Below are 25,132 nucleotides of genomic sequence, written 5' to 3' on the forward strand. Positions count from 1 at the left end.
CGCCTGGCTCATCCCGGCGCTTTCACCAGATTGCTCTTGGCGCACATCAGTTCGGCATCGGCGACGACCTCGCCATCGACCCTCGCCTCGGCCTGGAATTTCCAGATGTTGCGAAACTGGCGCTGGATTTCGACATGCAGGTGCAACTGGTCGCCGGCCGCCACGGTCTTCTTGAAACGTGCCTTGTCGATCCCGACAAAGTAGAACAACGAAGTCATGTCGGGCTTCTCGCCCAGGGTCTTGAAAGACAGGATGCCGGCTGCCTGCGCCAGCGATTCGAGGATCAGCACGCCGGGCATCACCGGGTAATGCGGAAAGTGGCCGACGAAGAACGGCTCGTTGATCGTCACGTTCTTGTAGGCGTGGATCGATTTTCCCGGCTGGCAGTCGAGCACGCGATCGACCAGCAGAAAGGGATAGCGATGCGGCAACTGCCCGATGATCTCGTGAATGTCCATTGCGTTCAAGATTTTTTCCCCATCGTTTCGAGACTTTTCTCGAGTTCGGCAACACGCTCGGCAAGTTTCGCCAGGCGCCGGATCTGTGCCGCGTTATGCAACCACTCCTGGTGGGTCGCGATTGGAAAGAAGCCGGTGTAGGCTCCGGCCCGGCTGATGCTCTTGGCGACCAGGCTCCCGGCCGAAACATGTACGTCGTCGACGATCTCCAGATGACCGCTGATCATTCCCGCGCCGCCGATCGTGCAGCGGCGACCGATGCGGGCACTGCCGGCGATTCCCACACAGCCGGCCATTGCCGTGTTCTCGCCGACCTGGACGTTGTGCGCGACCTGAATCTGGTTGTCGAGCTTGACGCCGTCGCCGATCACCGTATCGTCGAGCGCTCCCCGGTCGATCGACGTGTTGGCACCGATCTCGACGTCGTCGCCGATCCGCACGCGACCGATCTGCGGGATCTTGATCCAGTGCGCGCCGTCCCTGGCAAACCCGAAGCCGTCCGCGCCGATGATCGCGCCGGCGTGAATGATCGCGCGCTTGCCGACGATACAGTTCGGGTAGACGACCACGTTGGCGTACAGGAGGGAATCGTCGCCAATCGAAACATGGTCACCGACCACGCATCCGGGATAGAGGATGACATTCTCGCCAATCGTCACGCCTTCGCCGACGACGGCGTTGGCGCCGACCCTGGCCGATGCCGGCAGCGGCGAGTTGACCACCGCACTGGGATGAACGCCACGCGGACCGTGCACTGCCGGGTTGAGCAGCGCCACCACCCGCGCATAGTAGGCATAGGGATTCGGATGGACGATGCGTGACAGCGCCGTGTCTTCGGCGAACTGGGGCGGGACGATTACCGCCGTCGCCCGCGTCCTCTGCAGTTGCTCGCGGTACTTCGGGCTGACGAGAAAGGCGATCTGCCCCTCCCCTGCCGAGAGCAGACTGCCGACCTGCGAGACCAGCAGCGATCCATCCCCGTGCAGTTCGCCACCCAGACGGGCGACGATCTCGTCCAGTCGCAGACCTCCCGACACAAGAACTCCCGCAATCCGGCCGCAGGCGCCGCTTATTTCACGCTCTGCGGATCGGACAGGGCCTTGATGACCTTGTCGGTGATGTCGAGTCGCGGGCTGACCCAGACGACATCCTGGACGATGAGATCGTATTTCTCGTTCTCGGCGAGCTGCTTGATTGCCTTGTTGGCCTTTTCGATGATCGCAGCATTTTCCTCGTTCTGGCGCAGGTTGAGGTCCTCGCGGAATTCGCGCTGCTTGCGCTGGAACTCGCGCGACAACTCGGCGAGATCCTTCTCCTTGGCGCGACGCTCCGATTCGGCCATAGTCAGCCCGCCTTTCTCGAGGGACTCCTGCAGGCCCTGCACCTGTTTGGCCAGACGCTGCAAATCCTGGTCGCGTTTGGAGAATTCCTGCTCGATCTTCTTCGCCGCCTTCACGGCCGCTGGCGCGTCACGAAAAAGGCGCTGCGTATTGACGTAACCCACCTTCAACTGATCCGCCGACGCGTAAGTCACCGGCAGCGAGGCCATCAACGCAACCAGCAGCCTGGCAATCGTCTTCTTCAAGCTAATTCTCCCATTTAAAAGTTTGTCCCCATCTGGAACTGGAACTTCTGCAGTTTAGCAGTACTTACCTGATTGATCGGCTGACCAAAGCTGAATTTCAACGGGCCAAGCGGCGAAACCCAGGTGCCGGTCAGACCGGCGGACATGGCCAAGCCTTCCTTGGCGTAGGTGTAGTTGCTGGTGAAGACGTTGCCGGCGTCGAAGAATGGGCCAAAGCGGAACGACTTGTCGAGTCCGGGAAACGGGAACAGCAACTCGGCGTTGATCACCGCCTTGCTCGTGCCACCCAGATAGGTATCCGGATACTGCGGATCCACGGGACCCAGGCTGGCCGTCTGGTAGCCCCGCACCGAACCGATACCGCCCGCGTAGAAGTTCTTGTAGAACGGCAGGGACTGACCGTTCAGGCCGTTGGCGTAGCCCAGCTCGCCCATGACCATCAGCACGATGTCCTTGGTAAGCGGGAAATACCTTTCGTTCTTGTAGGTCAATCGGTAGTACGACAGATCCGCACCAGGAATGGCCACCTCGATCCCGGCGCGCTGCATGCCGCCGCTCGTCGTGTAGATCGCGCTGTTCCTGGTGTCGCTCGTCCAGGAAAGGGTCGCCGGGACGGTTATGTTGCTGTCCCCGTGCTGCGCCACGAACTGGATGTACTGAATCGGCGTGGCGATCGTGATCGGGTTGATGTTGACCGTCGTCTGATCGATCGCCAGGCCGACGTTGATCGTCTGCTTCTCGCCGATCGGGTAACCGAATCGGACACCGCCGCCGATCGACTCGGACTGGAAAGCGTAGCCGAGCGAGGTCGGATTGAGCCGGCGGTCATACAGGTCGAAACCCTGGCTGATGCCGTCCACGGTGAAATACGGATTCGTGTAGTTGATGCCGAGCGTCCGGTTCAGCTTGCCGGTGTTCACCTGCAGGGCCAGAAACTTGCCGCTGCCGAAAATGTTGGACTGCGAGATCGAAGCCGAAAGGATCACCTTTTCCGCACTCGAATAGCCGGCACCCACCGATATGTTGCCGGTCGATTTTTCGGCGACATTCACATTGACGTCGACCAGATCGATCGTCCCCGGCACCGGCGGCGTTTCGACGGTCACTTCGCTGAAATAATTGGTCTTGTCGATCCGCTCGCGCGACGCCGCAACCCGGTCGGCGTCGTACCATGCGCCTTCCATCTGGCGCATTTCCTGACGAATCACCTCGTCACGCGTCTTGGTGTTGCCCGTGACATTGATCCGGCGTACGTAAGTCCGCTTTCCCGGATCGACGAAGATGGTGAAAGCCACCTGTCGCTTCTCCTTGTCGATCTCGGGAGCAGCATTGACATTGGCAAAGGCGTAGCCTTGTGCACCGAGTTTGTCGCTGATGGCCTTGGTACTCTCGTTCAATTTCTCGCGTGAGAATACGTCTCCCGGCTTGACCTTGACTGCCTGCTTGAGATCTTCCTCCGGCAGGGTGGTGAGGTCACCCGCCAGTTTCACCGACGAAACCACGTAGCGATCACCTTCATTGATGCTGATCGTGATGTAGATTTCCTTTTTGTCGGGAGTGATCGATACCTGCGTCGACTCAATGCTGAATTCCAGGAAACCCCGGTCGAGATAATAGGAACGCAGGGTTTCCAGGTCGGCAGAGAGCTTTTGTTTCGAATACTGGTCACTCTTCGTATACCAGCTCATCCAGGTGGGAGTCGTCTGCTGCAGCGCGGCGAGCAGATCCTTTTCGCGCAGCGCCTGCGCACCGACGATGTTGATCTGCTTGATTCTTGCCGCATCGCCTTCGTCGATGTTGAAATTGATCGCTACGCGGTTGCGATCGAGCGGCGTGATCGTCGTGGTGATCGTCGCCGCATACCTGCCACGCGACAGATACTGCCGCTTCAACTCCTGCTCTGCCTTTTCGAGAGTGGCTCGGTCGAAAGTGCGCGAGACCGCCACGCCGACTTCCTTCAGGCCCTTGATCAACTGGTCCTTCTCGAACTCGTGCAGGCCGACAAAATCGATCTGCGCGATCGCCGGGCGTTCCTCGAGCACGACGATAAGCACCTGGCCATCGATTTCAATCCGCACATCCTTGAAAAACCCGGTGGCAAACAGGGCCTTGATCGCTTGCGCTGCCTTCTCGTCGGTCATCGTCTCGCCCACCTTGAGCGGCAGGTAACTGAAAACCGTACCGGCTTCGACGCGTTGAATGCCTTCGAGCCGAATGTCCTTGATCGTAAACGGCTCTACCGCCGCTGCCCCCGAGACAAAAAGGGTGGCCACCAGACCTGCGAACAGGTTTTTCTTCATAAGCTCAGCCGGAGAACAATCGATTGATGTCGTTGTAGAAGGCGAACGCCATAAGCATGAGCAGCAGGGTCAGGCCGATCTGCTGGCCGATTTCCATGGTTCTCTCGGAAACCGGCCCACGCTTGATGATTTCGACAAGATAATACAACAAATGCCCCCCATCCAGAATCGGGATGGGCAGCAGGTTGAGGACCCCCAGGCTGATGCTCACCAGCGCCAGAAACTTGAGGTAATAGTCGATTCCGAGTCGCGCCGACTGGCCCGCGTAATCGGCAATGGTAACCGGCCCGCTGATGTTTCGCCACGACACTTCGCCAGTGATCATCCGGCCAATCATCAACAGAGTGAATTCCGACTTGTCCCAGGTTTCGGCGACGGCCTTGGTCAGCGCCTGCCAGACCCCGTAGCTGACGGTGATCATCAACGTGGCGCGCAAGTCGCCGCTGTCGCGGACCGCCGCACCGATGCGACCCACCTCCTGCCCGCGTTCGTCGACGCTGAGCGGCGTCACGGTCACGGCAAGCAAAGCTCCATCGCGCAGAACTTCCAGCTGCAGTTCCTTGCCGGGCGACTGACGCACCGTGCGCACCACGTCGGCCCAGCTATCGATTTCCTGATCGTCAATGCGCAGGATTTCGTCACCCACGCGCAACCCGGCTTCTTCGGCCGGGCTGTTCGGATTGATCAGACCGAGCACCGGCGGCAGGTGCGGGCGATAGAGTGTGAGACCCAGCCGGTCGAGCGCATCCCCCTCCCACCCGGAGCGTCTCACCGCCGACACATCCAGATGGCGCAGCGCAATCTCGCTTTGCGGATTGATCACTTCGAGTTCCACCTGATCCTGCTCGGCGGCCCGTTGCAGCAGGAGCCAACGCATCTCCTGCCAGGTCTGCACCTCCTCGCCGGCGACTTGTCGCACCAGTTCGCCCTCTTCGAAGCCTGCCGCGGCGGCCGGGCTGGCAATCGCCGGAGCGCCGAGGACTGGCCGGAATTCCTCCGTTCCGTGCCAGTAGAGGCCCCAGTAGAGGACGATGGCGAGCAGAAAGTTGGCCACTGGCCCGGCGGCAACGATCACCATCCGCCACTGCACCGGCTGCCGGTTGAAGCTGCGTGGCAACTCCGCAGGCGCAACGTCCCCTTCCCGCTCGTCGAGCATCTTCACATAGCCGCCGAGCGGAAAGGCGCCGATCGCCCATTCGGTGCCATCCCGGCCAAAGCGCCGCGCCCACAGTGGCCGCCCGAAACCGACCGAAAAGCGCAACACCTTGACGCCGACCAGGCGCGCCGCGAGATAGTGGCCGAACTCGTGGACGACGACCAGGATTCCCAGAATCAGGGCAAAGGCCGCGAGGTAGTAGAGAAAACCGCTCATCGGGAAAAGCGGTGAGCCACCGCATCTTCCGCCATCAATCGCGCTTCCTGGTCCGCCGCAAGGACTTCCGCGAGAGAGTTCAATTCGTCTCCTGCCGGCATTCGATCCATCACTTCGCCGATCACCCGCGGAATCTCCGTGAACGCGATCCGCCGCTCGAGGAAGGCCTGCACTGCCACCTCATTGGCGGCATTCAACGTCGTCGGCGCCCTCCCGCCTTCGCCGAGCGCCCGATACGCGAGCGTCAGACACGGATAGCACGCGAGATCCGGTTGCTCGAATTGCAGCGAGGCAACCTGGCAGAGGTCGAGCGCTTCGACGCCCGCCGCAATGCGCTGTGGATAGGCGAGCGCATGCGCAATTGGCGTGCGCATATCCGGATTGCCCAGTTCGGCGATCACCGAACCGTCGACGTATTGAACGAGGGAGTGGATGACGCTTTGCGGATGGATGATCACCTGAATCCTGTCGGCCGGGACGTTGAACAACCAATGAGCTTCGATAACCTCGAGGCCCTTGTTCATCATGGTCGCCGAATCGACCGAAATCTTGCGTCCCATGACCCAGTTCGGATGCGCACAGGCCTGCTCCGGGCTGACCGAGGCGAGTTCGGCTGCACCCATTCCACGAAACGGCCCGCCGGACGCCGTGAGCAACAGGGCACGCACGCCACTGGCGACCGGATCACCCGCATAGTCGACGGGCAGCGACTGAAAGATTGCGTTGTGTTCGCTATCGATCGGCAACAGAACGGCACCATTTTCGCGCACGGTGCGCAGGAAGAAGGCTCCCGCCATGACCAGCGCTTCCTTGTTGGCGAGGAGGATCTTCTTCCCGGCCTCGGCCGCAGCCAGGGTTGCCGGCAGCCCGGCGGCACCGACGATGGCCGCCATCACCGTATCGACTTCGGGGAGCCGCGCCATGCGGACCAGCGCGTCGGGTCCGTGCTCGACTTCGGTCGCGCAGCCGGCGGCAGACAGCCGTCTGCCCAGGTCGGCGGCCAGAGCGGCGTCGCCAAGCACCGCGTAACGTGGCTGGAACTCGATGCATTGCGCGAACAACTGATCCACCTGGCGATGCGCGCACAGCGCCACGACGCGATAGCCTTGTCGATGGCGACGCACGACATCCAGCGTATTTGCCCCGATCGACCCGGTCGATCCGAGAATCGTGAGTTGCTGCACCGCCTTCCCGCCAGCCATCAACGCTGCGTCACCAGCCAAACCAGGGCAACCAGCGGCAGGGTGGACGTGAGACTGTCGATGCGGTCCAGCAGCCCTCCGTGACCCGGCAGCACGCTGCTGCTATCCTTCACCCCTGCCTGCCGCTTGAGCAACGACTCGAACAGGTCACCGAGGATACTGATTGCCGTCAGCGCAACGAGGGTCGCCGCCAGCAACGGGAAACTCCCTGCCACCACGGACGGCAGCCGGGTTGCCAGCAGGCAGCCGTAGATGACTACGGCGACTGTCGCACCGATCGCCCCCTCCCAGGTCTTGCCCGGACTGATACTGGGCGCCAGCTTGTGCTTGCCGAGGCTTCGCCCGGTGAAATAGGCAGCGATGTCCGCCAGCCAGACGACGGCCATGATCGCCAGCACCGTCAGCGGACCCGCTTGGCGCAGTTGCACCAAGGCCAGCCACAGGGGCAGCAGGAGCACGATGCCGGTGGCAACGGCCAGGATTCGATTGGACAGAGACCAGCGTCGCAGCAGCCAGATCGGCACCAGAATCAGCCAGAATGCTGCCGCCGGCAGGTAGCAGAAGGCCCCCAGGCGCCATGCCGCGTCGGCAAAGTCTGACCCAAGGCCAAGCGCCGCCGGCTCATGCAGAGCCAATCCGGTACACAGCACGAGGAGCGCGATGCCTAGCAGAATGCGCCCAGCCCCAGCGAGCCGCATCAGCCCGCCCCACTCCCAGGCGGCCAGCGCGGCGACCAGGCTGACAAAGACCAGCCAGCCCAGCGGTGGCAGATAGAAGAGCGCGAGAAGGAAGGCGGCGAACAGGACGATCGCCGTGATCACCCGCGTCCTAAGCATCGAAGCGCGTGCCGGTCGGTGCTGCCGCAGGGGGTGTCGTGCCGCTCAACTGTTCGCTGGTGCGACCAAAACGCCGCTCGCGCTGCCGGTACGAAAGCAGCGCCGCGTCCAGAGCACGGGAATTGAACTCTGGCCACAGGAGTTCGGTGAAATACAGCTCGGAATAGGCAAGCTGCCAAAGCAGGAAGTTGCTGATGCGCTGCTCGCCGCCGGTGCGAATGAACAGATCAGGTTCCGGCGCATAGCTCATCGCCAGATACGGTGCCAGGTCGGACTCCTGCCAGCCACCGGACTTCTCCGGTTCGCTCGCCAACATGCGGTTGACGGCCTGCAGAATGTCCCAGCGGCCACCGTAGTTCGCCGCGATCGTCAGGACCAGTCGGCTGTTGCCCGCCGTCCGTTGTTCGGAAGCCTGGATCAGCGTCTGCAATTCCGGTTCGAAGCGGCGGAGGTCGCCAATCACCCGCAAGCGGACGCCGTTGCGATCGAGCTTGCTGACCTCCTCCTTCAGGACGCGCACGAAGAGCTGCATGAGTAGCGAAATTTCCTCGGGCGGGCGACGCCAGTTTTCGGAACTGAAAGCGAACAAGGTCAGATACTCGATGCCATGGTCGAGACAGGCCTTGACCGTGGCACGCACCGCCTCCACGCCCCGATGATGCCCGGCAAAGCGCGGCAGCATGCGCTTCTTTGCCCAGCGTCCATTGCCGTCCATGATGATCGCGACATGGCGCGGGACTGCCAGCGTGGCTGGCACATCCCGGGTTGAACTGGCGAAGCGCGACATCCCGCTAACTCGTTCGGCGGTCGCTAGATGGCCATCAACTCCGTTTCCTTGTGGCTGAGCTGCTTGTCGATTTCCGCCACGTAGCGGTCGGTGAGCTTCTGGATGTCATCCTGCGCACGATGCTCGTCATCTTCCGAGCACTCCTTGTTCTTGAGCATTTCCTTGAGCGTCGCGATCGCATCGCGTCGCAGGTTGCGTACCGCCACTCGCGTGCCCTCGGCTTCGCCCTTGACCACCTTGATCAGGTCGCGGCGCCTCTCCTCGGTCAGCGGCGGCATCGGCACGCGGATCAGTTCGCCCTGGGCAGCGGGATTGAGTCCCAGGTCGGAGTCCCTGATCGCCTTTTCGACCTTTGCCGCCATCCCCTTCTCCCACGGCTGCACCCCGAGTGTGCGCGCATCGATCAGAGTCACGTTGGCAACCGTGTTGACCGGCACCAGCGAACCGTAATACTCGACCTGCACGTGGTCCAGCAAGCCGGTGTGCGCACGTCCGGTCCGCACCTTGGCCAGGTCGGCCCGCAGCGCCTCCAGCGACCTCTGCATCTTGTGTTCAGCGGTTTTCTTCACGTCTGCTATCGACATAGCTCCATCTCTCCCTCAGCAATAGACCAGCGTGCCTTCGCTTTCGCCCATCGTAACCCGCCTCAGCGCGCCCTGCTTGAAAATCGAGAAGACGTTGATCGGCAGCTTCTGGTCGCGGCACAGGGCAAAGGCAGTGGCATCCATCACCGCCAGGTTCTGCGCGATCGCCTCATCGAAGCTGATCCGATCGTAGCGGGTGGCACGCGGATCCTTGTTGGGATCGGCGGAGTAGATGCCATCGACCTTGGTTGCCTTGAGCACGATTTCCGCACCGATTTCGGCACCGCGCAAGGCAGCAGCGGTGTCGGTGGTGAAAAACGGGTTGCCGGTCCCGCCCGAGAAGATGACCGTCCGGCCCTGCTCCAGATAACGGATTGCCTTGGCGCGAATGTAGGGCTCGACCACCTGTTCGATGTTCAGCGCCGACTGCACCCGCGAAACCATTCCGGCAGAACGCATGGCATCGTGCAGCGCCAATCCATTCATCACCGTCGCCAGCATCCCCATGTAGTCCGCCTGCGCGCGATCCATGCCTCTCGCAGCGGGCGCCACGCCGCGGAAGATGTTGCCACCACCGATCACCACGCCAACCTGCACGCCCAGATCGACAATCGCCTTGATCTCGGCGACGATTGCCGAGATCGTTTGCCGGTTGATGCCATAGGCGTCACCGCCCATCAGCGCTTCGCCGGAGAGCTTGAGCAGAATGCGTTTGTAGCTTGGCGTGTTCCCGGACATCGACATCAGGCTCCTCTGCTGGTTCCCAATCGGGCGTCGGAACTCACTTCTGGGCTGCGGCGGCAGCCTGTGCGGCGACCTCGGCAGCGAAATCGTTGCTCCGTTTGGCAAGACCCTCGCCGACCACGTACAGGTCGAAACCGGCCACCGACGCGCCCCTGGACTTGAGCAACTGGGCAATGGTCTGCTTGCCATCTTCGGCCTTGACGAATACCTGGCCGAGCAGCGTCACTTCACCGAGGAACTTCTGTATCGAGCCGTCGACGATCTTTTCGATCATCGCTTCCGGCTTGCCGGCCTCGCGCGCCTTCTCGGTGGCAATTCGACGCTCGCTCTCGATCAGGTCGGCGGCGACACCGGACGCATCGAGCGCCTTCGGTTTGGCGGCCGCGATATGCATCGCGAGATCCTTGCCCAGTTGCTCGTCACCGCCGAGATAATCGACGACGACGCCGATCTTGGCCCCCCCATGCACGTAGGAAGCCAGCCGACCCTTGGCCTCGACTCGCACGAAGCGACGGATCGACATGTTTTCGCCGATCTTGCCGACCAGCGAGGTCCGGTTCGACTCGACCGTCCCGTCGCCAAGCGGCAGCGCCGAGAGGGCAGTCACGTCCGCCGGGTTGTTAGCGACGACGAGTGCCGCGCAATCGCTGGCCAGCTTCAGAAAGTCGCTGTTCTTGCCGACGAAATCGGTTTCGCAGTTGATTTCGACCATCGCCCCGAGCTTGTCGTCGCCCGACCGGTGGATGGCCACGACGCCTTCAGCGGTAATCCGGCTGGCCGCCTTGCTCGCCTTCGAGCCAAGTTTGACGCGCAGGATCTCTTCCGCCTTGTTCATGTCACCAGCGGCCTCGGTCAGCGCCCGCTTGCATTCCATCATTGGCGCGTCGGTCCGGTCGCGCAACTCTTTCACCATACTTGCGGTAATTTCCGCCATCTCGCTCTCCACTTGCCGGCCCGGCCAGAAATGTCGGCCGTTCCCCACTACGTTCCAGACAGGCGGTCGCGGACAGATTGCCGGCGACCGCACAGAAGATCCGCTGCTCAGTCGTCTTCTTCGATGAACTCTTCGCCCGAGACCGCGTCGAGGATTTCCTCGACAAACTGGCTGCGACCCTCGAGGATGGCATCGGCCACCCCGCGGGCATACAGGCGAATGGCGCGGGAAGAGTCGTCGTTACCAGGAATGACGTAATCGATGCCATCGGGCGAGTGGTTGGTATCAACGACGGCAACGATCGGAATCCCCAGCTTGTTCGCTTCGGTGATGGCGATCTTGTGATAACCGACGTCGATCACGAACAGTGCGTCCGGCAAGGAACCCATTTCCTTGATGCCACCGATCGACTTGTGCATCTTGTCGATTTCGCGCGTGACCATCAGCGCTTCCTTCTTGCCGAGGCGATCGAGCGAGCCGTCTTCGCTCATCGTCTCCCTTTCCTTCAGACGCTTGATCGACTGCTTGATGGTCTTGAAGTTGGTCAGCATGCCGCCGAGCCAACGCTGGTCGACAAACGGTGAGCCACAGCGCAATGCTTCTTCTGCCATGATCTCGCGCGCCTGCCGTTTGGTGCCGACAAACAGGATCGTTCCCTTGTTGGCCGACAGGCGGCGAACGAAGTTCATCGCCTCGTTATACTTGGCAAGCGTCTTTTCCAGGTTGACAATGTGGATCTTGCTGCGGGCGCCGAAGATATACGGCGCCATCTTGGGGTTCCAGAATCGCGTCTGATGGCCGAAATGAACGCCGGCCTCCAGCATCTGTCGCATCGTTGTAGACATTTCCTACTTTCCGTATCAGGGTTGGACCACCATTCGCCCCGCTACCGCCGTCATGGCAGGCACCCTTGACAAGCGAATGTGCGTGATCGGATTCGCCTCCGCGGCGCATCCGTAGCGACACAAGGCCGCAATTTCGCTGACGCAGGTCAGCAAAAGCTGGCGATACTACCATCAAGGTGGCAGGAATTTCAATTCGGACAACAGTCGCACGCCGTTCCAGCGCAGATCTTCCTCAGCAATCGTGCCTGCACTTACGGAATCGACCGCGACGATCGGCAAATTGCCTAAGCTTGCCGCTTCCTTTATCCTTCGCTCCTCTTCACCTCGGCACTGGCCTCGACGCATGGGAATAACGCGCAAGACCCCGCAGGAAATCGAAAAAATGCGCGTCGCTGGTCGCCTTACGGCCGAGGTGCTCGACTTCATCACGCCTCACGTCAAATCGGGAATCACCACCGGGGAACTGGATCAACTCTGCCACGACTACATCGTGAATGTTCAGGGCTGCATTCCAGCACCACTCAACTACGCTCCGCCAGGCTACCGGCCATATCCAAAGTCGATTTGCGCGTCGGTGAACCATCAGGTCTGCCATGGCGTCCCCGGCGACCGGCTGCTGAAGAATGGGGACATCGTCAACCTCGACGTGACCGTGATCTCGGACGGCTATCACGGCGACAGCAGCCGCATGTTCCAGGTAGGCGAAACGTCGCTGCAGGCGCGACGCTTGTGCGAAGTCACCTTCGAGTGCCTGTGGCTGGGCATCGTACAGGTCCGCGCCGGCGCGACGCTCGGTGACATTGGCCACGCGATCCAGCAGCATGCCGAAAGATCGGGCTACTCGGTGGTGCGCGAATTCTGTGGCCACGGCATCGGCGCGCGTTTTCACGAGGAGCCACAGGTCCTGCACTATGGTCGGCCGCACACCGGCATCCGGCTCGAAGCGGGCATGGTGTTTACCATCGAGCCGATGATCAACGCCGGCAAGGCGGCGATCCGGACCATGGCCGATGGCTGGACCATCGTCACCAAGGATCACAGCCTGTCGGCACAGTGGGAACACACGATTCTGGTCACCGACACCGGCTACGAAGTTCTCACCGTGTCCAAGGCGACAGACCCGCCGCCAGAATGGATCCGGTAGTCGGCGTGCAGGCTGCCGTCTTCGAACGTGCGGCGCTGGTTGCCGCCTGCCGGTCTCGCCTGCAGGCGGGGCAGGCGACGATCCGTGAATGCTATCTCCGCGAGGGCGACGCCGCACGCCTGCTGCGCGAACGCTGCCGTCTGATCGACACCGTCCTGGCTGACCTGTGGCAAGCACTGGGGTTGCCGGATTCCCTGGCCTTGGTCGCGGTTGGCGGCTATGGTCGCGGCGAGCTCTATCCTGCCTCAGACGTCGATTTTCTCCTGCTCTTGCCGACCCCCCCCGACGAAACCCTGACTGCCCAACTCGAGCGGGCCGTTGCGACCTTCTTCGACATCGGTCTGGAGGTGGCCCCAAGCGTACGCACCATCCATGATTGCGTGCAGGTGGCCCGCGACGATCTGACGGTACAAACCGCCTTGCTCGAAACGCGCTTGCTGGCCGGAAGCCGCGAGCTGTTCGACCTGGCCTGCGGCGAGCTCCGGGCCAGCCTCGATCCGCGGGCTTTCTTCGAAGCCAAGCGGATGGAGCAGGAACAACGCCACCGCCGCTACCAGGACTCGCCATATACCCTGGAACCCAATTGCAAGGAAGCCCCGGGTGGCCTGCGCGACCTGCAAACGGTCCTGTGGATTGCCCGTGCCGCCGGCTACGGCGATTCCTGGGAAGACCTCGCACGCTACGGCTTCATCACCCCGGAAGAAGAACAGCAGCTGCAGCGCAGCGTCACTTTTCTGCAGCGACTGCGAACGCGTTTGCACCTGCACGTCGGTCGACGCGAGGATCGCCTTCTTTTCGATTATCAGACGGCGCTGGCCGAACAATTGGGCTTCGCGCCGACGGCGACCCGCCGTGCCAGCGAGCTGCTGATGCAGCGCTATTACCGGACGGCGAAGGAAATCACGCAGATCAACACGATCCTGCTGCTCAACCTGGGCGCCGCCATATCGCCGCCGCCGGACCAGTTGCCGCAGAAGATCAATCCCCGTTTTCAGAACCGACATGACCTGCTCGACGTGATCGACGAGGACGTCTTCCACAAGCATCCTGGCGCGATGCTGGAAGGCTTCCTGCTGCTGCAGAAAGACGCGGCGTTGCAGGGCATGACGGCACGTACCCTGCGTGCACTGTGGCATGCGCGGACGCTGATTGACGAGACGTTTCGCCGTGACCACGCCAATCGTTCCTGTTTTCTGGAGATTCTCCAGCAACCTCGCGGCGTGCTGCACGAGCTGCGGCGAATGAACCAGTTCGGAATCCTCGGCCGTTATCTGCCCAAGTTCGGCAAGATCGTCGGTCAGATGCAACACGACCTGTTCCACGTCTATACCGTAGACCAGCACACCCTGCAGGTTCTGCGCAACCTGCGTCGTTTTCTCGCCGACGAGTTCACGCACGAGTATCCCCTGTGCAGCGAGCTGATCAAGGATTTCCCACGCTGCTGGGTACTCTACGTGGCTGCCCTCTTTCACGACATCGGCAAGGGCCGTGGCGGTGACCACTCGGAACTTGGCGCGGTGGATGCCGCCGAGTTCTGCACCGAGCACGACATTGCCGCCGACGATACCGAACTGATCGTCTGGCTGGTTCGCCAGCACCTGCTGATGTCTACGGTCGCCCAGAAACAGGACATCGCCGACCCCGACGTCGTCGCCGCCTTTACCAGGATGGTGGCGGACGAGCGACATCTGGTGGCACTCTATCTGTTCACCGTCGCCGATATTCGCGGCACCAGCCCGAAGGTGTGGAATGCCTGGAAGGGACAGTTGCTCGAACAGCTCTTCCGGAGCACCTGCCGCACTCTGCTCGCCGGCGGCAAGGCTCCGGTCAGGCAGGGATTGATCGAGGAACGCCAGCAGGAGGCCTTGCGCCTGCTGCGCTACTTCGGGCTCACCAACACCGTCCACGAGCGCCTGTGGAAACAGCTCGATACGGTGTATTTCCTGCGCCACTCGGCCGAGGAAATCGCTTGGCACACGCGCTCCCTGCACTACCGCACCGGCACCGAACAGCCGGTCGTCAAGGCAAGAGTGAATCCACAGGGAGAAGGGCTGGAGGTGCTGATTTACACGCGCGACCAGCGTGACCTGTTCGCACGCGTGGTCGGTTTTTTCGCCCGCGCCGGGTATACCATCGTCGATGCCAAGATCCATACCACTCGCCACGGCTATGCACTCGACAGCTTCATGCTGCTCGACCTGAGCGATCGAGGCAGTGACCGCACGATGATCAGCTATGTAGAACACGAACTCACCGAGCGCCTGAGCCGCCAGACTGCGCCGGAAGCGCCCGGCAGCGGGCGTGTCTCGCGACAGGTGAGGCACTTCCCGATCCAGCCGCAGATCACCATCGAACGCGATGAAAAAGGCTCGCACTACGTTCTCTCCGTCAATGCTGCCGATCGCCCCGGTCTGCTCTACACGATCGCCATGACATTGGCTGCGCATGGTGCTAATCTGCACACGGCAAAGATTTCGACGCTCGGAGAGCGCGTGGAAGACACCTTCCTGATCAGTGGTGGAGACCTCGGCGAAACTGCCAGTCGCATCAAGCTGGAAACCGAGCTGCTCGACCGTCTGAAACTCTGACTGCCGCCTTCCGGAGTACGGCCGCCAAGGGCACGGAAGTAGGCCGGTCTGCCGCCGCAGCGGGACCGAGAGCGGCAACAATCCAGCGTGGGGTGTCGGTTTTTTTTACACTGACGCGAGCGAGACATCCACTGGAGACGGGAAGGCGTTTATAGTCCGATGATTTAACCACTGTTTCCGACCATCGTCCGTTTTGGGCATGGAAGTTGCTTCGGTTTACAACAGACCTAGCCCGGCGAGCGATGGGTGGGAGCAAACACGGAACTTGCTCCGATTCGCGGATCAAAGCGTGATGTAAGCCACATGCAGACCGTTGCTGCAGCAGCTAAAATGATTTCATTGCTCCAGCAAATGGCAACAAGACGACTGGTGAACAACGCGATGGCCGCGACATTGGAACGTTCCACCCGAGTTCGGAAATCTGTGGGAGAAGCACGATGAACACTATGGACGCAATTGGCGAAGCGACAGAATCGACACAGCAGTCGCCGGTCGACAAGAGCGCCATGATCGCAGACACGACTTCCATCAGCGAGCTGGATATCGGCCGCAGGCGCTGGGTGCGTGGGGCGGCAGCCGTGGCGCCGCTGGTGCTGACCTTGCGCAGCGGTGCACTGGCAGCGGCTTCCTGCACGGGAGCAAAACTTCTGGCGAGAGTGGACAACAACGGGCATATTGTCGATGCGGGAGGACTCAACATCACGGGTCTGATGGACGGTCAGGATCAGTGCGTGACGCACGTCGCCCAGTGCACCGATGCCGATATTGCCTTGAGAGTGCATCCGACGGACGCCTTCAACGTGGTCACCGATCACACCCCGGTCAAGCAGTTGGGAACCACCACCAACCCGTTCTTCCGCTGCGGTACCGGAAGCCAGTTCAACAACCAGCCGATTGCAATCCTCAGCGCAACCAGTGCCTCTTCCCTGACTGGCGGCTAGCGGACAGAAACGCACCGAGTCGAGAGTCCGGTCGAACCCGCACGGGATGAGCGTCGGAAAATTGCTGATCACGGGCAACAGGCAACTGCGGCGCTTCTGGTGATTCTGATCTCCACCGGTCGCTCACTGATCTGGCAACACTGGGACGATGTCTTCGTTGTGTATCAGCCGTCGTCCGCCGAAACCCACGTCTTCAACGAAACCACCGCATGGATTCTCCGCTCTCTGGAACAGGGCCCACAGACGGCCAGGCGGGTGAAGGAAGCGGTTGAATTGGCCCTTGGCATCGGCAATGGCGACCTGGGCGCCAATGATTTTGCTTTCGCCGTCTGGCGACTGGAAGAATTGGGCCTGCTCGTGTGCCGGGAAGAAGCCGTTGCCGCTTGATGATCATCGGTGATCTGAGCCGCCGGGAATTCGGAGAAAAACTGGCAGGAGAGGGGCTGAGAGTCCAGTTCGGCCCCTTCAACCTGCTGATCCGCTCCAACCTCGATTCGTTCGCCTCGCTCGCGTACCCGTTGTACGAACCGTACCCGGTGCCGGACGAGACATCGATCACCGACTTCCACGTCCGCATCGCCAGCCCGCCGCACAGCCTGCGCCGCTGGATACGCAAGCAGGCGTGTTTTGCACTCGACGGACATTCGCCGTTCGCCCCCTATACCTTGGCGCATGCCTTTCCCGCCTTCGAGTGGGGAGTCAACTGGTGCGTGGCCACCCGCTCGCATCATCTGCTGATGCTCCACTCAGCGGTGGTCGAGCGCAACGGGCACGCGATGCTCTTCCCGGCATCTCCCGGCGACGGCAAATCGACTCTTTGCACGGCGCTGGTACACTCGGGCTGGCGCCTGCTGTCCGACGAATTTGGCCTGGTGCGACCCGAGGATGGCCGCTTGCTGCCGATGCCGCGCCTGATCCCGCTGAAGAACGAATCGATCGAAGTGATCAGGCGCTTCCGGCCGGAAGCGTACATTGGCCCCTCCTTCCACGGGACGCGCAAGGGTACGGTGGCACACGTCCGACCGCCGGTCGACAGTATCCGGCGTGCGCAGGAGACTGCCCGGCCCCGTTGCTTCGTGTTCCCGCGCTGGATCGCCAATTCACCGCTGCTCTTGAACCCGATAGCGAAAAGCCGGGCGTTCCTGATGGTCGCAACCAATGCCTTCAACTACGAAGTCCTCGATGAAGGCGCTTTCCGGCTGGTCGGCGCGATGATCGCCGGCTGTGATTGCTATTCGCTCAGCTACTCCGATCTCGACGAGGCAGTCGCCGCGCTCGGCGAACTGTCCGGTTTCGCCAGTGGCTAGCGCGGTCGCCCAGAATCGGCGGGCGCAGAGCCTGCTGCTCGACGCCCTGACAACACCGGAAAGGCTGCCGACCTTGCCGCCGGCGGACTGGGAGCTGCTGCTGCGCGTCGCCCGGCAGGCCAGACTGCTCGGGCGGCTGGAGAGCGAACTGTCGCGCCGGTGCCTGCTCGCCGGCATCCCGCCACGGGCAGCTGCCCATTTGCGGGCCGCACGCAACGTCATCGCGCATCGCAGGACGCTGGTGTCCTGGGAGATCGATCGCATCCTCTGGGCACTCGAGGGGATCGACGTAGCGCTGATCCTGCTGAAAGGAACCGGCTATCTGCTGGCGGGTCTGCCGCCGGCGGACGGCCGGATCTTTGCCGATGCCGATCTGCTGATTCCCGAGGAAAGGCTCGCCGAGGTCGAAAAGAGGCTGGTCGACCGCGGCTGGTTCAGAATGGAGATCGACCCTTACGCAGATCATTACTATCGCGTCTGGATGCACGAAATTCCGCCTCTCCGCCACGGCGAACGAGGGACCGAGATCGACCTCCATCATCGCCTGCTGCCACGCACCAGCCGCATCAAGTCCGACCCCGGACCATTGTTTGCAGCGGCGGTACCGCTCGCCGACCCGCGCCTGCGTGTGCTCGCGCCGACCGACATGGTGCTGCACGCGCTGGTGCATCTGTTCCTCGAGGGCGATCCGGACGAGGGACTGCGCCTGCGTGATCTGGTTGATGTCCATGATCTGCTCGGCCATTTCGGGCAGCGGTCCGGTTTCTGGGAAGACCTGGGAGCGCGGGCACGCGAACTGGGTTTCGAGCGACCACTGTTCCACGGTCTGCACCACGCACAACGCTTGCTCGGCACACCGGTTCCCGCGCAGGTGCTGCGCGATCTGGCCGACGCAGCGCCCGCCCGGCCGTTGCGGAAGCTCATGCAAATGCTGATCGAACTGGCGCTGTTGCCGGAACACCCGGACCATCCCTTGCGCCGGGCAAGCATCGCCCGCTGGCTGATCTACGTTCGCTCGCACTGGTTGCGGATGCCACCGGAACTGCTCGCCCGACATCTGGCGCGGAAGGCCTGGCAGCGCTTCCGCGGCGCCCGCAAGCGGATCGACCTGGCACAACTGGATCTGAAGCAGCAGTAAGCAGTTATACTGTATTTTTAATCAGTATAACTGCCATGGCCGACGCGCTCCCCGCCTACGCCGAACTGCACTGCTGCACCAACTTCTCGTTCCTGCGCGGAGCGTCGCATCCCGAGGAACTGGTCGAACGCGCGCAAGCGCTGGGCTACAGCGCGCTGGCGATCACCGACGAAGCCTCACTGGCGGGCGTGGTGCGGGCGCACCACGCAGCCAGGAGCCATCACCTGAAGCTGCTGCTTGGCGCCGAGTTCCGCCTCGTCGACGCACCAGACGGTAGCTTCCGGCTGGTCCTGCTGGCGCAGAACCGTGCCGGCTATGGCAACCTCTCGGCACTGATCACCCTGGCACGGCGGCGCTCCGCCAAGGGGGGCTACCGCCTCCTTCGCAGTGACCTGCAGCAGGCCGGAAGCCATTCCTGCGGCAGCGGCGCACTGCCCGACTGCCTGGCGCTCTGGATACCCGGGCCCAACAGCAGCGCCGCGGAAGGCCGCTGGCTGGCGGCGCGCTTTCCGGACCGTTGCTGGCTCGCCGTCGAACTGCACGCCGGGACCGACGATGCCTCCCGCCTGGCGATGCTGCGGGAACTGGCCAGGGCGAGCGGCCTGCCGACAGTCGCCGCCGGCGACGTGCACATGCATCTGCGCGCGCGGCGCCCGCTGCAGGACACGCTGACCGCGATCCGCCTGAACACGACGCTGTTTGCCGCTGGTCACGCACTTTTTGCCAACGGCGAGCGCCATCTGCGCAGCCGCCTTCGCCTGGCCAGAATCTACCCGCCCGAACTGCTGGCCGCAACGCTGGAGATCGCCGCGCGCTGCGAATTCTCGCTCGACGAACTGCGCTACGAGTACCCCGAGGAGGTGGTCCCTGACGGCCAGACGCCGTCGTCCTTCCTGCGTGCCGAAGTGGAAAAGGGTCTGCGCTGGCGTTACCCGGGCGGTGTTCCCGCCAGCGTGCGCGAACGCGTCGAACACGAACTCCTGCTGATCGGCGAACTCTCCTACGAGCCGTACTTCCTGACCGTGTACGACCTCGTCAACTTTGCCCGCAGCCGCAACATCCTCTGCCAGGGGCGGGGCTCGGCAGCGAATTCGGCGGTGTGCTATTGCCTGGGAATCAGCGAGGTCGATCCAGCCCGCTCCCATCTCCTCTTCGAGCGTTTCCTCTCCCGCGAACGTGGCGAGCCACCCGACATCGACGTCGATTTCGAGCACGAACGACGCGAGGAAGTGATCCAGTATCTTTACGCCAGGTACGGACGAGAACGCGCGGCTCTGACCGCCACGGTGATCACGTACCGCACACGCAGCGCGCTGCGCGACGTCGGCCGCGCTCTCGCTTTCGGCAACGCGCAGATCGACGCACTGACGACCTCGCTGGCCTGGTGGGACCGGCGCGAGCAACTGCCCGAACGCCTGCGCGCCGTCGGCCTCGACCCGGCGGCGCCACGGGTGAGCAAGTGGCTGACGCTGGCCGAAGCGCTGCACGGATTTCCTCGCCATCTCTCGCAACACGTCGGTGGTTTCGTGATTTCGCGCAGTCCGCTGGCCCGCCTGGTTCCGGTGGAGAACGCCGCGATGCCCGAACGCACGGTAATCCAGTGGGACAAGGACGATCTCGACTCCCTCGGCCTGCTGAAGGTCGACGTGCTGGCGCTTGGCATGCTTTCGGCGATCCACCGTGCGCTCGACCTGATCGGCTGCCAAATCCAGGACGTCCCGCCCGAAGACCCGGCCGTCTACGAAATGATCTGCGCTGCCGATACCGTCGGCGTCTTCCAGATCGAATCGCGCGCGCAGATGGCCATGCTGCCACGCCTCAAGCCGCGCAGGTTCTACGATCTGGTGATCGAAGTGGCGCTCGTCAGGCCGGGACCGATCCAGGGCGACATGGTGCATCCCTACCTGCGCCGCCGGCACGGCAAGGAAGCGATCGACCCGATGCCGCGGGAGATCGCCGCCGTTCTCGGCCGCACCTGCGGGGTGCCGATCTTCCAGGAGCAGGTGATGCAACTGGCCGTCGTCGCTGCCGGCTTTACCCCCGGCGAGGCCGATCAACTGCGTCGGGCAATGGCTGCCTGGCGACGCAAGGGCGGGCTGCAACCCTTCGAGGAAAAGCTGATTGCCGGCATGCGCCAGCGCGGCCACGACGAAGCCTTTGCGCGACGCGTCTGCGCCCAGATTCGCGGTTTCGGCGAATATGGCTTCCCCGAGTCACACGCCGCCTCGTTCGCCCTCCTGGTCTACGTCTCGGCCTGGCTCAAGCGCCACCATCCGGCGGCCTTTCTCTGCGCGCTGCTCAACAGCCAGCCGATGGGTTTCTACGCGCCTGCGCAACTGGTCCAGGACGCCCGCCGCCACGGCGTCGTCGTACTTCCGGTAACGGTCGAGGCAAGCGCCTGGGAGGCAACGCTGGAAAAGCCGGCAACGGCCACGGGCAGCCCAGCCGTCCGCCTTGGTCTGGCAAGCATCATCGGTCTGGCGCAAGCCGCTGCCGAAACGCTTGTCACGGCGCGTCGACAACAGGCGTTCCGCAGCATCGCCGATCTCGCGACACGCGCCAGTCTGGCGCGCCGGGATCTCGACCTGCTCGCGGCGGCTGGCGCACTGGCCAATCTGGCCGGTCATCGCCGACAGACGGCCTGGGCTGCCGCCGGTACCGCCCTGCAGCTCGATTTGCTGAGCAGCACGCCGGCCCCGGAATCCCTTGTCCAGTTCGACGCACCGTCCGAAGCAGAAGACCTGGTCGCCGACTACGCCAGCACCGGACTCACCCTCGGCCGCCATCCATTGGCCCTGCTGCGTCCCCGGCTGAGCGCGCAACGCTTCGTTTCCGCCAGCCGCCTGCAGAATTCCGCCGACCACCAACTGCTGCGCGCTGCCGGCATCGTCACCTGCCGGCAGCGACCGGGAACCGCCACCGGCATCGTGTTCGTCACCCTCGAAGACGAAACCGGTCTGGCCAACATCGTCGTACACCCCCGGCTGGTCGACAAGCAGCGCCGCGAACTGCTGGGCGCGCGCCTGCTCGGCGTCCTCGGTCAGGTGCAGCGCGAAGGCCAGGTCGTCCACCTGATCGCCAAGCGGCTGGTCGACCTCACCGCCCTGCTTGGCCGGCTATCGACCGCAAGCCGGGATTTTCACTGAACCGCAAGTTGCCCGACCCGGCTCAGGCAGCGTCGGCGACGATCTCGGCATACAGATCGTGCTCGTCGGCATCGAGCACGCGGACGCGCAGCAAATCGCCCGGGCTGGCGGCAAAATGATCATTGATGAACACCAGGCCATCGATTTCCGGCGCGTCGGCTGCAGAGCGGGCGATCGTTCCCTCGTCGTCGACCTCATCGACCAGCACCTCGATCTCCCGCCCGATCTTCGCCGCCAGCAACTCGGCCGAAATGTCTTCCTGCAACTCCATCAGCCGCTGCCGACGCTGCTCGCGCACTTCCTCCGGCAAAGCCCCCGGCAGCGCATTGGCTGCCGCACCCGCGACCGGCGAATAGGCGAAGCAGCCGACGCGGTCGAGCCGCGCCTCGGCAAGGAACGCCAGCAATTCCTCGAATTCGGCTTCCGTCTCGCCGGGAAAGCCGGTAATGAAAGTGCTGCGCACGGTGAGATCCGGGCAGACAGTTCGCCACGCCCGCAAGCGATCGAGATTGTTCTCGGCACTCGCCGGCCGCCTCATGGCTTTGAGAATGCGCGGACTGGCATGCTGGAAGGGAACGTCGAGGTACGGCAGCAGCCGCCCCTCGGCCATCAGTGGCAGCAGCGCGTCGACGCTGGGATACGGATAGACGTAGTGCAGGCGCACCCAGATTCCCAGTTCGCCCAGAGCCTCGCAGAGTTCGCGCAGCCTGGTCCGGATCGGACGACCACCGGCAAAACCCGTCCGGTACCGCACATCGACGCCGTAAGCGCTGGTGTCCTGCGAGATGACCAGCAGTTCGCGCACCCCCGCGTCGGCCAGCGCCCTTGCCTCGCGCAGGACATCGCCGATCGGCCTGCTGACCAGCGGACCGCGCAGCGACGGGATGATGCAGAACGTGCAACCGTGATTGCAGCCCTCGGATATCTTCAGGTAGGCAAAATGCTGCGGCGTCAGTTTGACCCCCTGCGGCGGCACCAGGCTGGTAAACGGATCGTGCGGCTGCGGCAGGTGCGCATGCACCTGCTGCAACACCTCGTCGGCAGCATGCGGACCGGTGACCGCCAGCACCTGCGGATGCGCCCGGCGGATCACTTCCTCGCGCGCCCCCAGGCAGCCGGTGACGATCACTTTGCCGTTCGCCGCCAGCGCCTCGCCGATCGCATCGAGCGATTCCTCGACCGCCGCATCGATGAAACCGCAGGTATTGACGACCACCAGATCGGCGCCTTCGTAGGACGGGGAAATCAGGTAGCCCTCGGCGCGCAACCTGGTCAGGATCTGTTCCGAGTCGACGAGCGCCTTCGGGCAGCCGAGTGATACCACTCCTATGCTTTTTGCAATCATAATGCCAGACTATTCCGATGGACTGGCCGAAAGTATACAGCTATCTGCGATTCAGCAATCCCAGACAGGCGGCTGGGTCTTCTACCGACCGGCGCATGTCCCACGCCCAGCGACGGGCGGGGTAGCGTGGGATGACAATACGTCTTACGAGGACATGCCATGCACAAAGCCTATCAACTCCTTGCAGCCTTCGCGCTTACTGGATGCGCAGTCGAGCCAACCACCTTCCAGATCACCGCTCCGTTCGACGCCGCAATGGCCAGTAGGTTGCTGGCCAAAGGCCCGAACACCATTCGCGGCAGCGCCTTGATTCGCCAACGAGGAGGCGGGGTAGTCACCTGCGCAGGGCAAGAGGTGAGGCTTACGCCCGCCACCCATTACGCCAACGAAAGGTCAGGGCGAATTTACGGATCTTGGGATTCTGGATACCGATCAGCATCTGGAAACAACCGGATGGTTTTCTCTCCTGATCCACCGGAGTACAAGAACCTCACATTGCAAACCATTTGCGACGCGCAAGGATTTTTCAAGTTTGACAAGGTCGCGAATGGGGAATTTCTAATCTCGACGATCATCGCTTGGCAGGTAAACAACTACCGCACCGAAGGTGGCGCCATCATGCAGCGGGTAACTGTTAACGGTGGAGAGACGAAAGAGATTGTGCTTACACCGCGCTGACGATCCGCCATACAACAAACCAAAGTTCTGTTGATGCTGGGTTTGTCGCGGACAAAGCGGTATATTTCGAGAATTCTTCCGGCATCCGAGCGAAACGAAACGAACGTTTCTTGGCTTGGACATGGAGCACGGCTCGAATGGAAGGGGCTCGAGTATACAGCCACCGTCGCTTCCCCGCCGAACGCGCCAACCGTTCGGCCGATCGCCAGCGACGCCATAAGGCGCTCGCCAGCATCTTTGTCTCGCGCTTTTTTATGGCAAGTATTTCGGCCTTGCCGCCTCATGGTCGATCAGGTGGTCGGCCACCGTCGTGGGGGTCGGCCCGCTGCTCGCGCCGCCGCCCGGACTCCTGAGGATGTTCCGGACCTGCCGACCGTTCCGGTCGTCCCGGTGCATCGGTCCGCCCGGGGGCGGCCGACATCGGCTGCGGGACCACCACAGGCGCCCGTGTCTCCGGCCGCCACTGCTGCCTTGTCGGTTCTTCACGAACGACCGCGCGCTCCTGGCGGCGCTGCTCGTCGATGCCGGGCGGTCGTGACGGTGCCGGCGCGGCCGCAGGCACGGCCGTGCTGGCGGGCGGCACGGGGAGGAGACGCGGTACCGATGGCGGCGGTAGTGCGGTGACCTGTGGTCTTTGCTCCGGCCTTTCGCTTCCCGGCACCGTCGCGGGGCGAGCGACCTCCACCGGCGATCGCTGGAATGAAGGGGCCGCAGCCGGCGGCAGCGGCGCCGGCGCTGGCAGCACGTGCTGCTCCGGCCGTTCCGCTCGCGAGGAGGGAACGGACCTGGCTGCATCCCCGGCCGGACCTGCCGGTGCCTGCCCGCTGGCCGTTGCCGGCCTTGGCACCAGCGCTGACACCGGTGGCGCTGGTGCCATCACCGCTGGCGCTGCCGGCGCTGGCGCTGCAGCCGGTCGTGCCGGCGCTGCCGGCGCCATCGGCAAAGTCGCCGGTACCTGCCGCGACGGGTTGCCGGGCAACGTCGGTGCGCCTTCACGATAGGCCGGGCCCGCTTCCAGGCGGCCGTCAGGACGCCGCGTCCCGTCACCGTAGGCCGGAGCCATCGGCGCCTGCGGCGGCACTGCTTGTCTACCCGGCGGCATGCGCTCTGGGTACGCGGGCGCGCTCTCACGCACCCGCCGACCCTGCGTCATGACGTCCGAGGGAACCGTCGTCACCGCCTGCTGCAGCTGCTGATG

21 protein-coding genes are annotated in these 25,132 nt (G+C 63.0%); 8 read left to right on the forward strand and 13 right to left on the reverse strand.

All coding sequences use genetic code 11. The features are described 5' to 3' along the window. Nucleotides 1–8: 8 nt before the first annotated feature. From fabZ to rpsB, 12 genes are all read right to left on the reverse strand, one after another. Nucleotides 9–458, reverse strand: a complete 450-nt coding sequence (gene fabZ / locus NFV80_RS16060) for a 3-hydroxyacyl-ACP dehydratase FabZ (RefSeq protein WP_295331283.1) — start codon at nt 456–458, stop codon at nt 9–11. A 5-nt stretch (nt 459–463) separates the two neighbouring features. Next, the gene (gene lpxD / locus NFV80_RS16065; protein WP_295331261.1) at nt 464–1,495 is read right to left on the reverse strand and encodes a UDP-3-O-(3-hydroxymyristoyl)glucosamine N-acyltransferase; all 1,032 of its coding nucleotides are present in this window, start codon (nt 1,493–1,495) and stop codon (nt 464–466) included. A gap of 32 nt (nt 1,496–1,527) precedes the next feature. Continuing rightward, nucleotides 1,528–2,043, reverse strand: coding sequence for an OmpH family outer membrane protein (locus NFV80_RS16070; RefSeq protein ID WP_295331262.1), 516 nt, complete (start codon nt 2,041–2,043; stop codon nt 1,528–1,530). 14 nt (nt 2,044–2,057) lie between these two features. Then, nucleotides 2,058–4,343: an outer membrane protein assembly factor BamA gene (gene bamA / locus NFV80_RS16075; protein ID WP_295331263.1), complete on the reverse strand. Its 2,286-nt coding sequence runs from the start codon at nt 4,341–4,343 to the stop codon at nt 2,058–2,060. Nucleotides 4,344–4,347: 4 nt separating this feature from the next. Further along, complete coding sequence (rseP, locus tag NFV80_RS16080; RefSeq protein WP_295331264.1) at nt 4,348–5,715, reverse strand: RIP metalloprotease RseP; 1,368 nt, start codon at nt 5,713–5,715, stop codon at nt 4,348–4,350. After that, nucleotides 5,712–6,917, reverse strand: a complete 1,206-nt coding sequence (gene ispC / locus NFV80_RS16085) for a 1-deoxy-D-xylulose-5-phosphate reductoisomerase (protein WP_295331265.1) — start codon at nt 6,915–6,917, stop codon at nt 5,712–5,714. Before ispC ends, rseP begins: the two co-directional genes overlap by 4 nt. After that, complete coding sequence (locus NFV80_RS16090; RefSeq protein ID WP_295331266.1) at nt 6,917–7,753, reverse strand: phosphatidate cytidylyltransferase; 837 nt, start codon at nt 7,751–7,753, stop codon at nt 6,917–6,919. Before NFV80_RS16090 ends, ispC begins: the two co-directional genes overlap by 1 nt. Further along, nucleotides 7,746–8,540 (reverse strand): polyprenyl diphosphate synthase, encoded by a 795-nt coding sequence (gene uppS, locus NFV80_RS16095; RefSeq protein ID WP_295331267.1) that lies wholly within the window; start codon nt 8,538–8,540, stop codon nt 7,746–7,748. Before uppS ends, NFV80_RS16090 begins: the two co-directional genes overlap by 8 nt. Nucleotides 8,541–8,563: 23 nt before the next feature. After that, nucleotides 8,564–9,124 carry a ribosome recycling factor gene (frr, locus tag NFV80_RS16100; RefSeq protein WP_295331268.1) on the reverse strand — a complete coding sequence of 187 codons (561 nt, stop codon included), beginning with the start codon at nt 9,122–9,124 and terminating at the stop codon, nt 8,564–8,566. A gap of 15 nt (nt 9,125–9,139) precedes the next feature. Further along, nucleotides 9,140–9,862 (reverse strand): UMP kinase, encoded by a 723-nt coding sequence (pyrH, locus tag NFV80_RS16105; protein WP_295331269.1) that lies wholly within the window; start codon nt 9,860–9,862, stop codon nt 9,140–9,142. Between the two features lie 43 nt (nt 9,863–9,905). Further along, complete coding sequence (tsf, locus tag NFV80_RS16110) at nt 9,906–10,802, reverse strand: translation elongation factor Ts (protein ID WP_295331270.1); 897 nt, start codon at nt 10,800–10,802, stop codon at nt 9,906–9,908. Nucleotides 10,803–10,909: 107 nt separating this feature from the next. Further along, nucleotides 10,910–11,647: a 30S ribosomal protein S2 gene (rpsB, locus tag NFV80_RS16115; protein ID WP_295331271.1), complete on the reverse strand. Its 738-nt coding sequence runs from the start codon at nt 11,645–11,647 to the stop codon at nt 10,910–10,912. A 304-nt stretch (nt 11,648–11,951) separates the two neighbouring features. Between rpsB and map the strand changes: the two genes are divergently transcribed. The 7 genes from map to NFV80_RS16150 all read left to right on the forward strand — a co-directional run bounded on the left by map (nt 11,952) and on the right by NFV80_RS16150 (nt 21,911). Further along, nucleotides 11,952–12,791, forward strand: a complete 840-nt coding sequence (map, locus tag NFV80_RS16120; RefSeq protein WP_295331284.1) for a type I methionyl aminopeptidase — start codon at nt 11,952–11,954, stop codon at nt 12,789–12,791. Next, nucleotides 12,779–15,379: a [protein-PII] uridylyltransferase gene (locus NFV80_RS16125; protein WP_295331272.1), complete on the forward strand. Its 2,601-nt coding sequence runs from the start codon at nt 12,779–12,781 to the stop codon at nt 15,377–15,379. The genes map and NFV80_RS16125 overlap by 13 nt, the downstream gene beginning before the upstream one ends. A gap of 437 nt (nt 15,380–15,816) precedes the next feature. Further along, on the forward strand, nt 15,817–16,320 hold the full coding sequence (locus NFV80_RS16130) for a hypothetical protein (RefSeq protein ID WP_295331273.1): 504 nt from the start codon (nt 15,817–15,819) through the stop codon (nt 16,318–16,320). Between the two features lie 99 nt (nt 16,321–16,419). After that, nucleotides 16,420–16,707 carry an HPr-rel-A system PqqD family peptide chaperone gene (locus NFV80_RS16135; protein ID WP_295331274.1) on the forward strand — a complete coding sequence of 96 codons (288 nt, stop codon included), beginning with the start codon at nt 16,420–16,422 and terminating at the stop codon, nt 16,705–16,707. Next, complete coding sequence (locus tag NFV80_RS16140; protein WP_295331275.1) at nt 16,707–17,627, forward strand: HprK-related kinase A; 921 nt, start codon at nt 16,707–16,709, stop codon at nt 17,625–17,627. Before NFV80_RS16135 ends, NFV80_RS16140 begins: the two co-directional genes overlap by 1 nt. After that, entirely contained in the window at nt 17,620–18,765 is a 1,146-nt protein-coding gene (locus NFV80_RS16145; RefSeq protein ID WP_295331276.1) for a nucleotidyltransferase family protein, read from the forward strand. Before NFV80_RS16140 ends, NFV80_RS16145 begins: the two co-directional genes overlap by 8 nt. A gap of 35 nt (nt 18,766–18,800) precedes the next feature. Continuing rightward, nucleotides 18,801–21,911 carry an error-prone DNA polymerase gene (locus tag NFV80_RS16150; RefSeq protein ID WP_295331277.1) on the forward strand — a complete coding sequence of 1,037 codons (3,111 nt, stop codon included), beginning with the start codon at nt 18,801–18,803 and terminating at the stop codon, nt 21,909–21,911. A 22-nt stretch (nt 21,912–21,933) separates the two neighbouring features. Here NFV80_RS16150 and rimO read toward each other — a convergent pair whose 3' ends face one another. Next, a complete protein-coding gene (rimO, locus tag NFV80_RS16155) occupies nt 21,934–23,256 on the reverse strand; it encodes a 30S ribosomal protein S12 methylthiotransferase RimO (RefSeq protein WP_295331278.1) in 1,323 nt (440 codons plus the stop codon). 159 nt (nt 23,257–23,415) lie between these two features. Here rimO and NFV80_RS16160 point away from each other — a divergent pair, with 159 nt between their 5' ends. Then, complete coding sequence (locus NFV80_RS16160) at nt 23,416–23,934, forward strand: hypothetical protein (protein ID WP_295331279.1); 519 nt, start codon at nt 23,416–23,418, stop codon at nt 23,932–23,934. Nucleotides 23,935–25,132 lie beyond the last annotated feature (1,198 nt).

This window comes from Accumulibacter sp., from assembly GCF_023806565.1.
Classification (GTDB): Bacteria; Pseudomonadota; Gammaproteobacteria; order Burkholderiales; family Rhodocyclaceae; genus Accumulibacter.

What these genes read in the sequence shown, in the direction of transcription:
- fabZ (WP_295331283.1), bottom strand. Translation starts at nt 458, where the DNA reads ATGGACATTCACGAGATCATCGGGCAGTTGCCGCATCGCTATCCCTTT.
- bamA (WP_295331263.1), bottom strand. Translation starts at nt 4,343, where the DNA reads ATGAAGAAAAACCTGTTCGCAGGTCTGGTGGCCACCCTTTTTGTCTCG.
- rseP (WP_295331264.1), bottom strand. Translation starts at nt 5,715, where the DNA reads ATGAGCGGTTTTCTCTACTACCTCGCGGCCTTTGCCCTGATTCTGGGA.
- ispC (WP_295331265.1), bottom strand. Translation starts at nt 6,917, where the DNA reads ATGGCTGGCGGGAAGGCGGTGCAGCAACTCACGATTCTCGGATCGACC.
- NFV80_RS16090 (WP_295331266.1), bottom strand. Translation starts at nt 7,753, where the DNA reads ATGCTTAGGACGCGGGTGATCACGGCGATCGTCCTGTTCGCCGCCTTC.
- uppS (WP_295331267.1), bottom strand. Translation starts at nt 8,540, where the DNA reads ATGTCGCGCTTCGCCAGTTCAACCCGGGATGTGCCAGCCACGCTGGCA.
- frr (WP_295331268.1), bottom strand. Translation starts at nt 9,124, where the DNA reads ATGTCGATAGCAGACGTGAAGAAAACCGCTGAACACAAGATGCAGAGG.
- pyrH (WP_295331269.1), bottom strand. Translation starts at nt 9,862, where the DNA reads ATGTCCGGGAACACGCCAAGCTACAAACGCATTCTGCTCAAGCTCTCC.
- tsf (WP_295331270.1), bottom strand. Translation starts at nt 10,802, where the DNA reads ATGGCGGAAATTACCGCAAGTATGGTGAAAGAGTTGCGCGACCGGACC.
- rpsB (WP_295331271.1), bottom strand. Translation starts at nt 11,647, where the DNA reads ATGTCTACAACGATGCGACAGATGCTGGAGGCCGGCGTTCATTTCGGC.
- NFV80_RS16125 (WP_295331272.1), top strand. Translation starts at nt 12,779, where the DNA reads ATGGATCCGGTAGTCGGCGTGCAGGCTGCCGTCTTCGAACGTGCGGCG.
- NFV80_RS16130 (WP_295331273.1), top strand. Translation starts at nt 15,817, where the DNA reads ATGAACACTATGGACGCAATTGGCGAAGCGACAGAATCGACACAGCAG.
- NFV80_RS16140 (WP_295331275.1), top strand. Translation starts at nt 16,707, where the DNA reads ATGATCATCGGTGATCTGAGCCGCCGGGAATTCGGAGAAAAACTGGCA.
- NFV80_RS16150 (WP_295331277.1), top strand. Translation starts at nt 18,801, where the DNA reads ATGGCCGACGCGCTCCCCGCCTACGCCGAACTGCACTGCTGCACCAAC.
- rimO (WP_295331278.1), bottom strand. Translation starts at nt 23,256, where the DNA reads ATGATTGCAAAAAGCATAGGAGTGGTATCACTCGGCTGCCCGAAGGCG.
- NFV80_RS16160 (WP_295331279.1), top strand. Translation starts at nt 23,416, where the DNA reads ATGCACAAAGCCTATCAACTCCTTGCAGCCTTCGCGCTTACTGGATGC.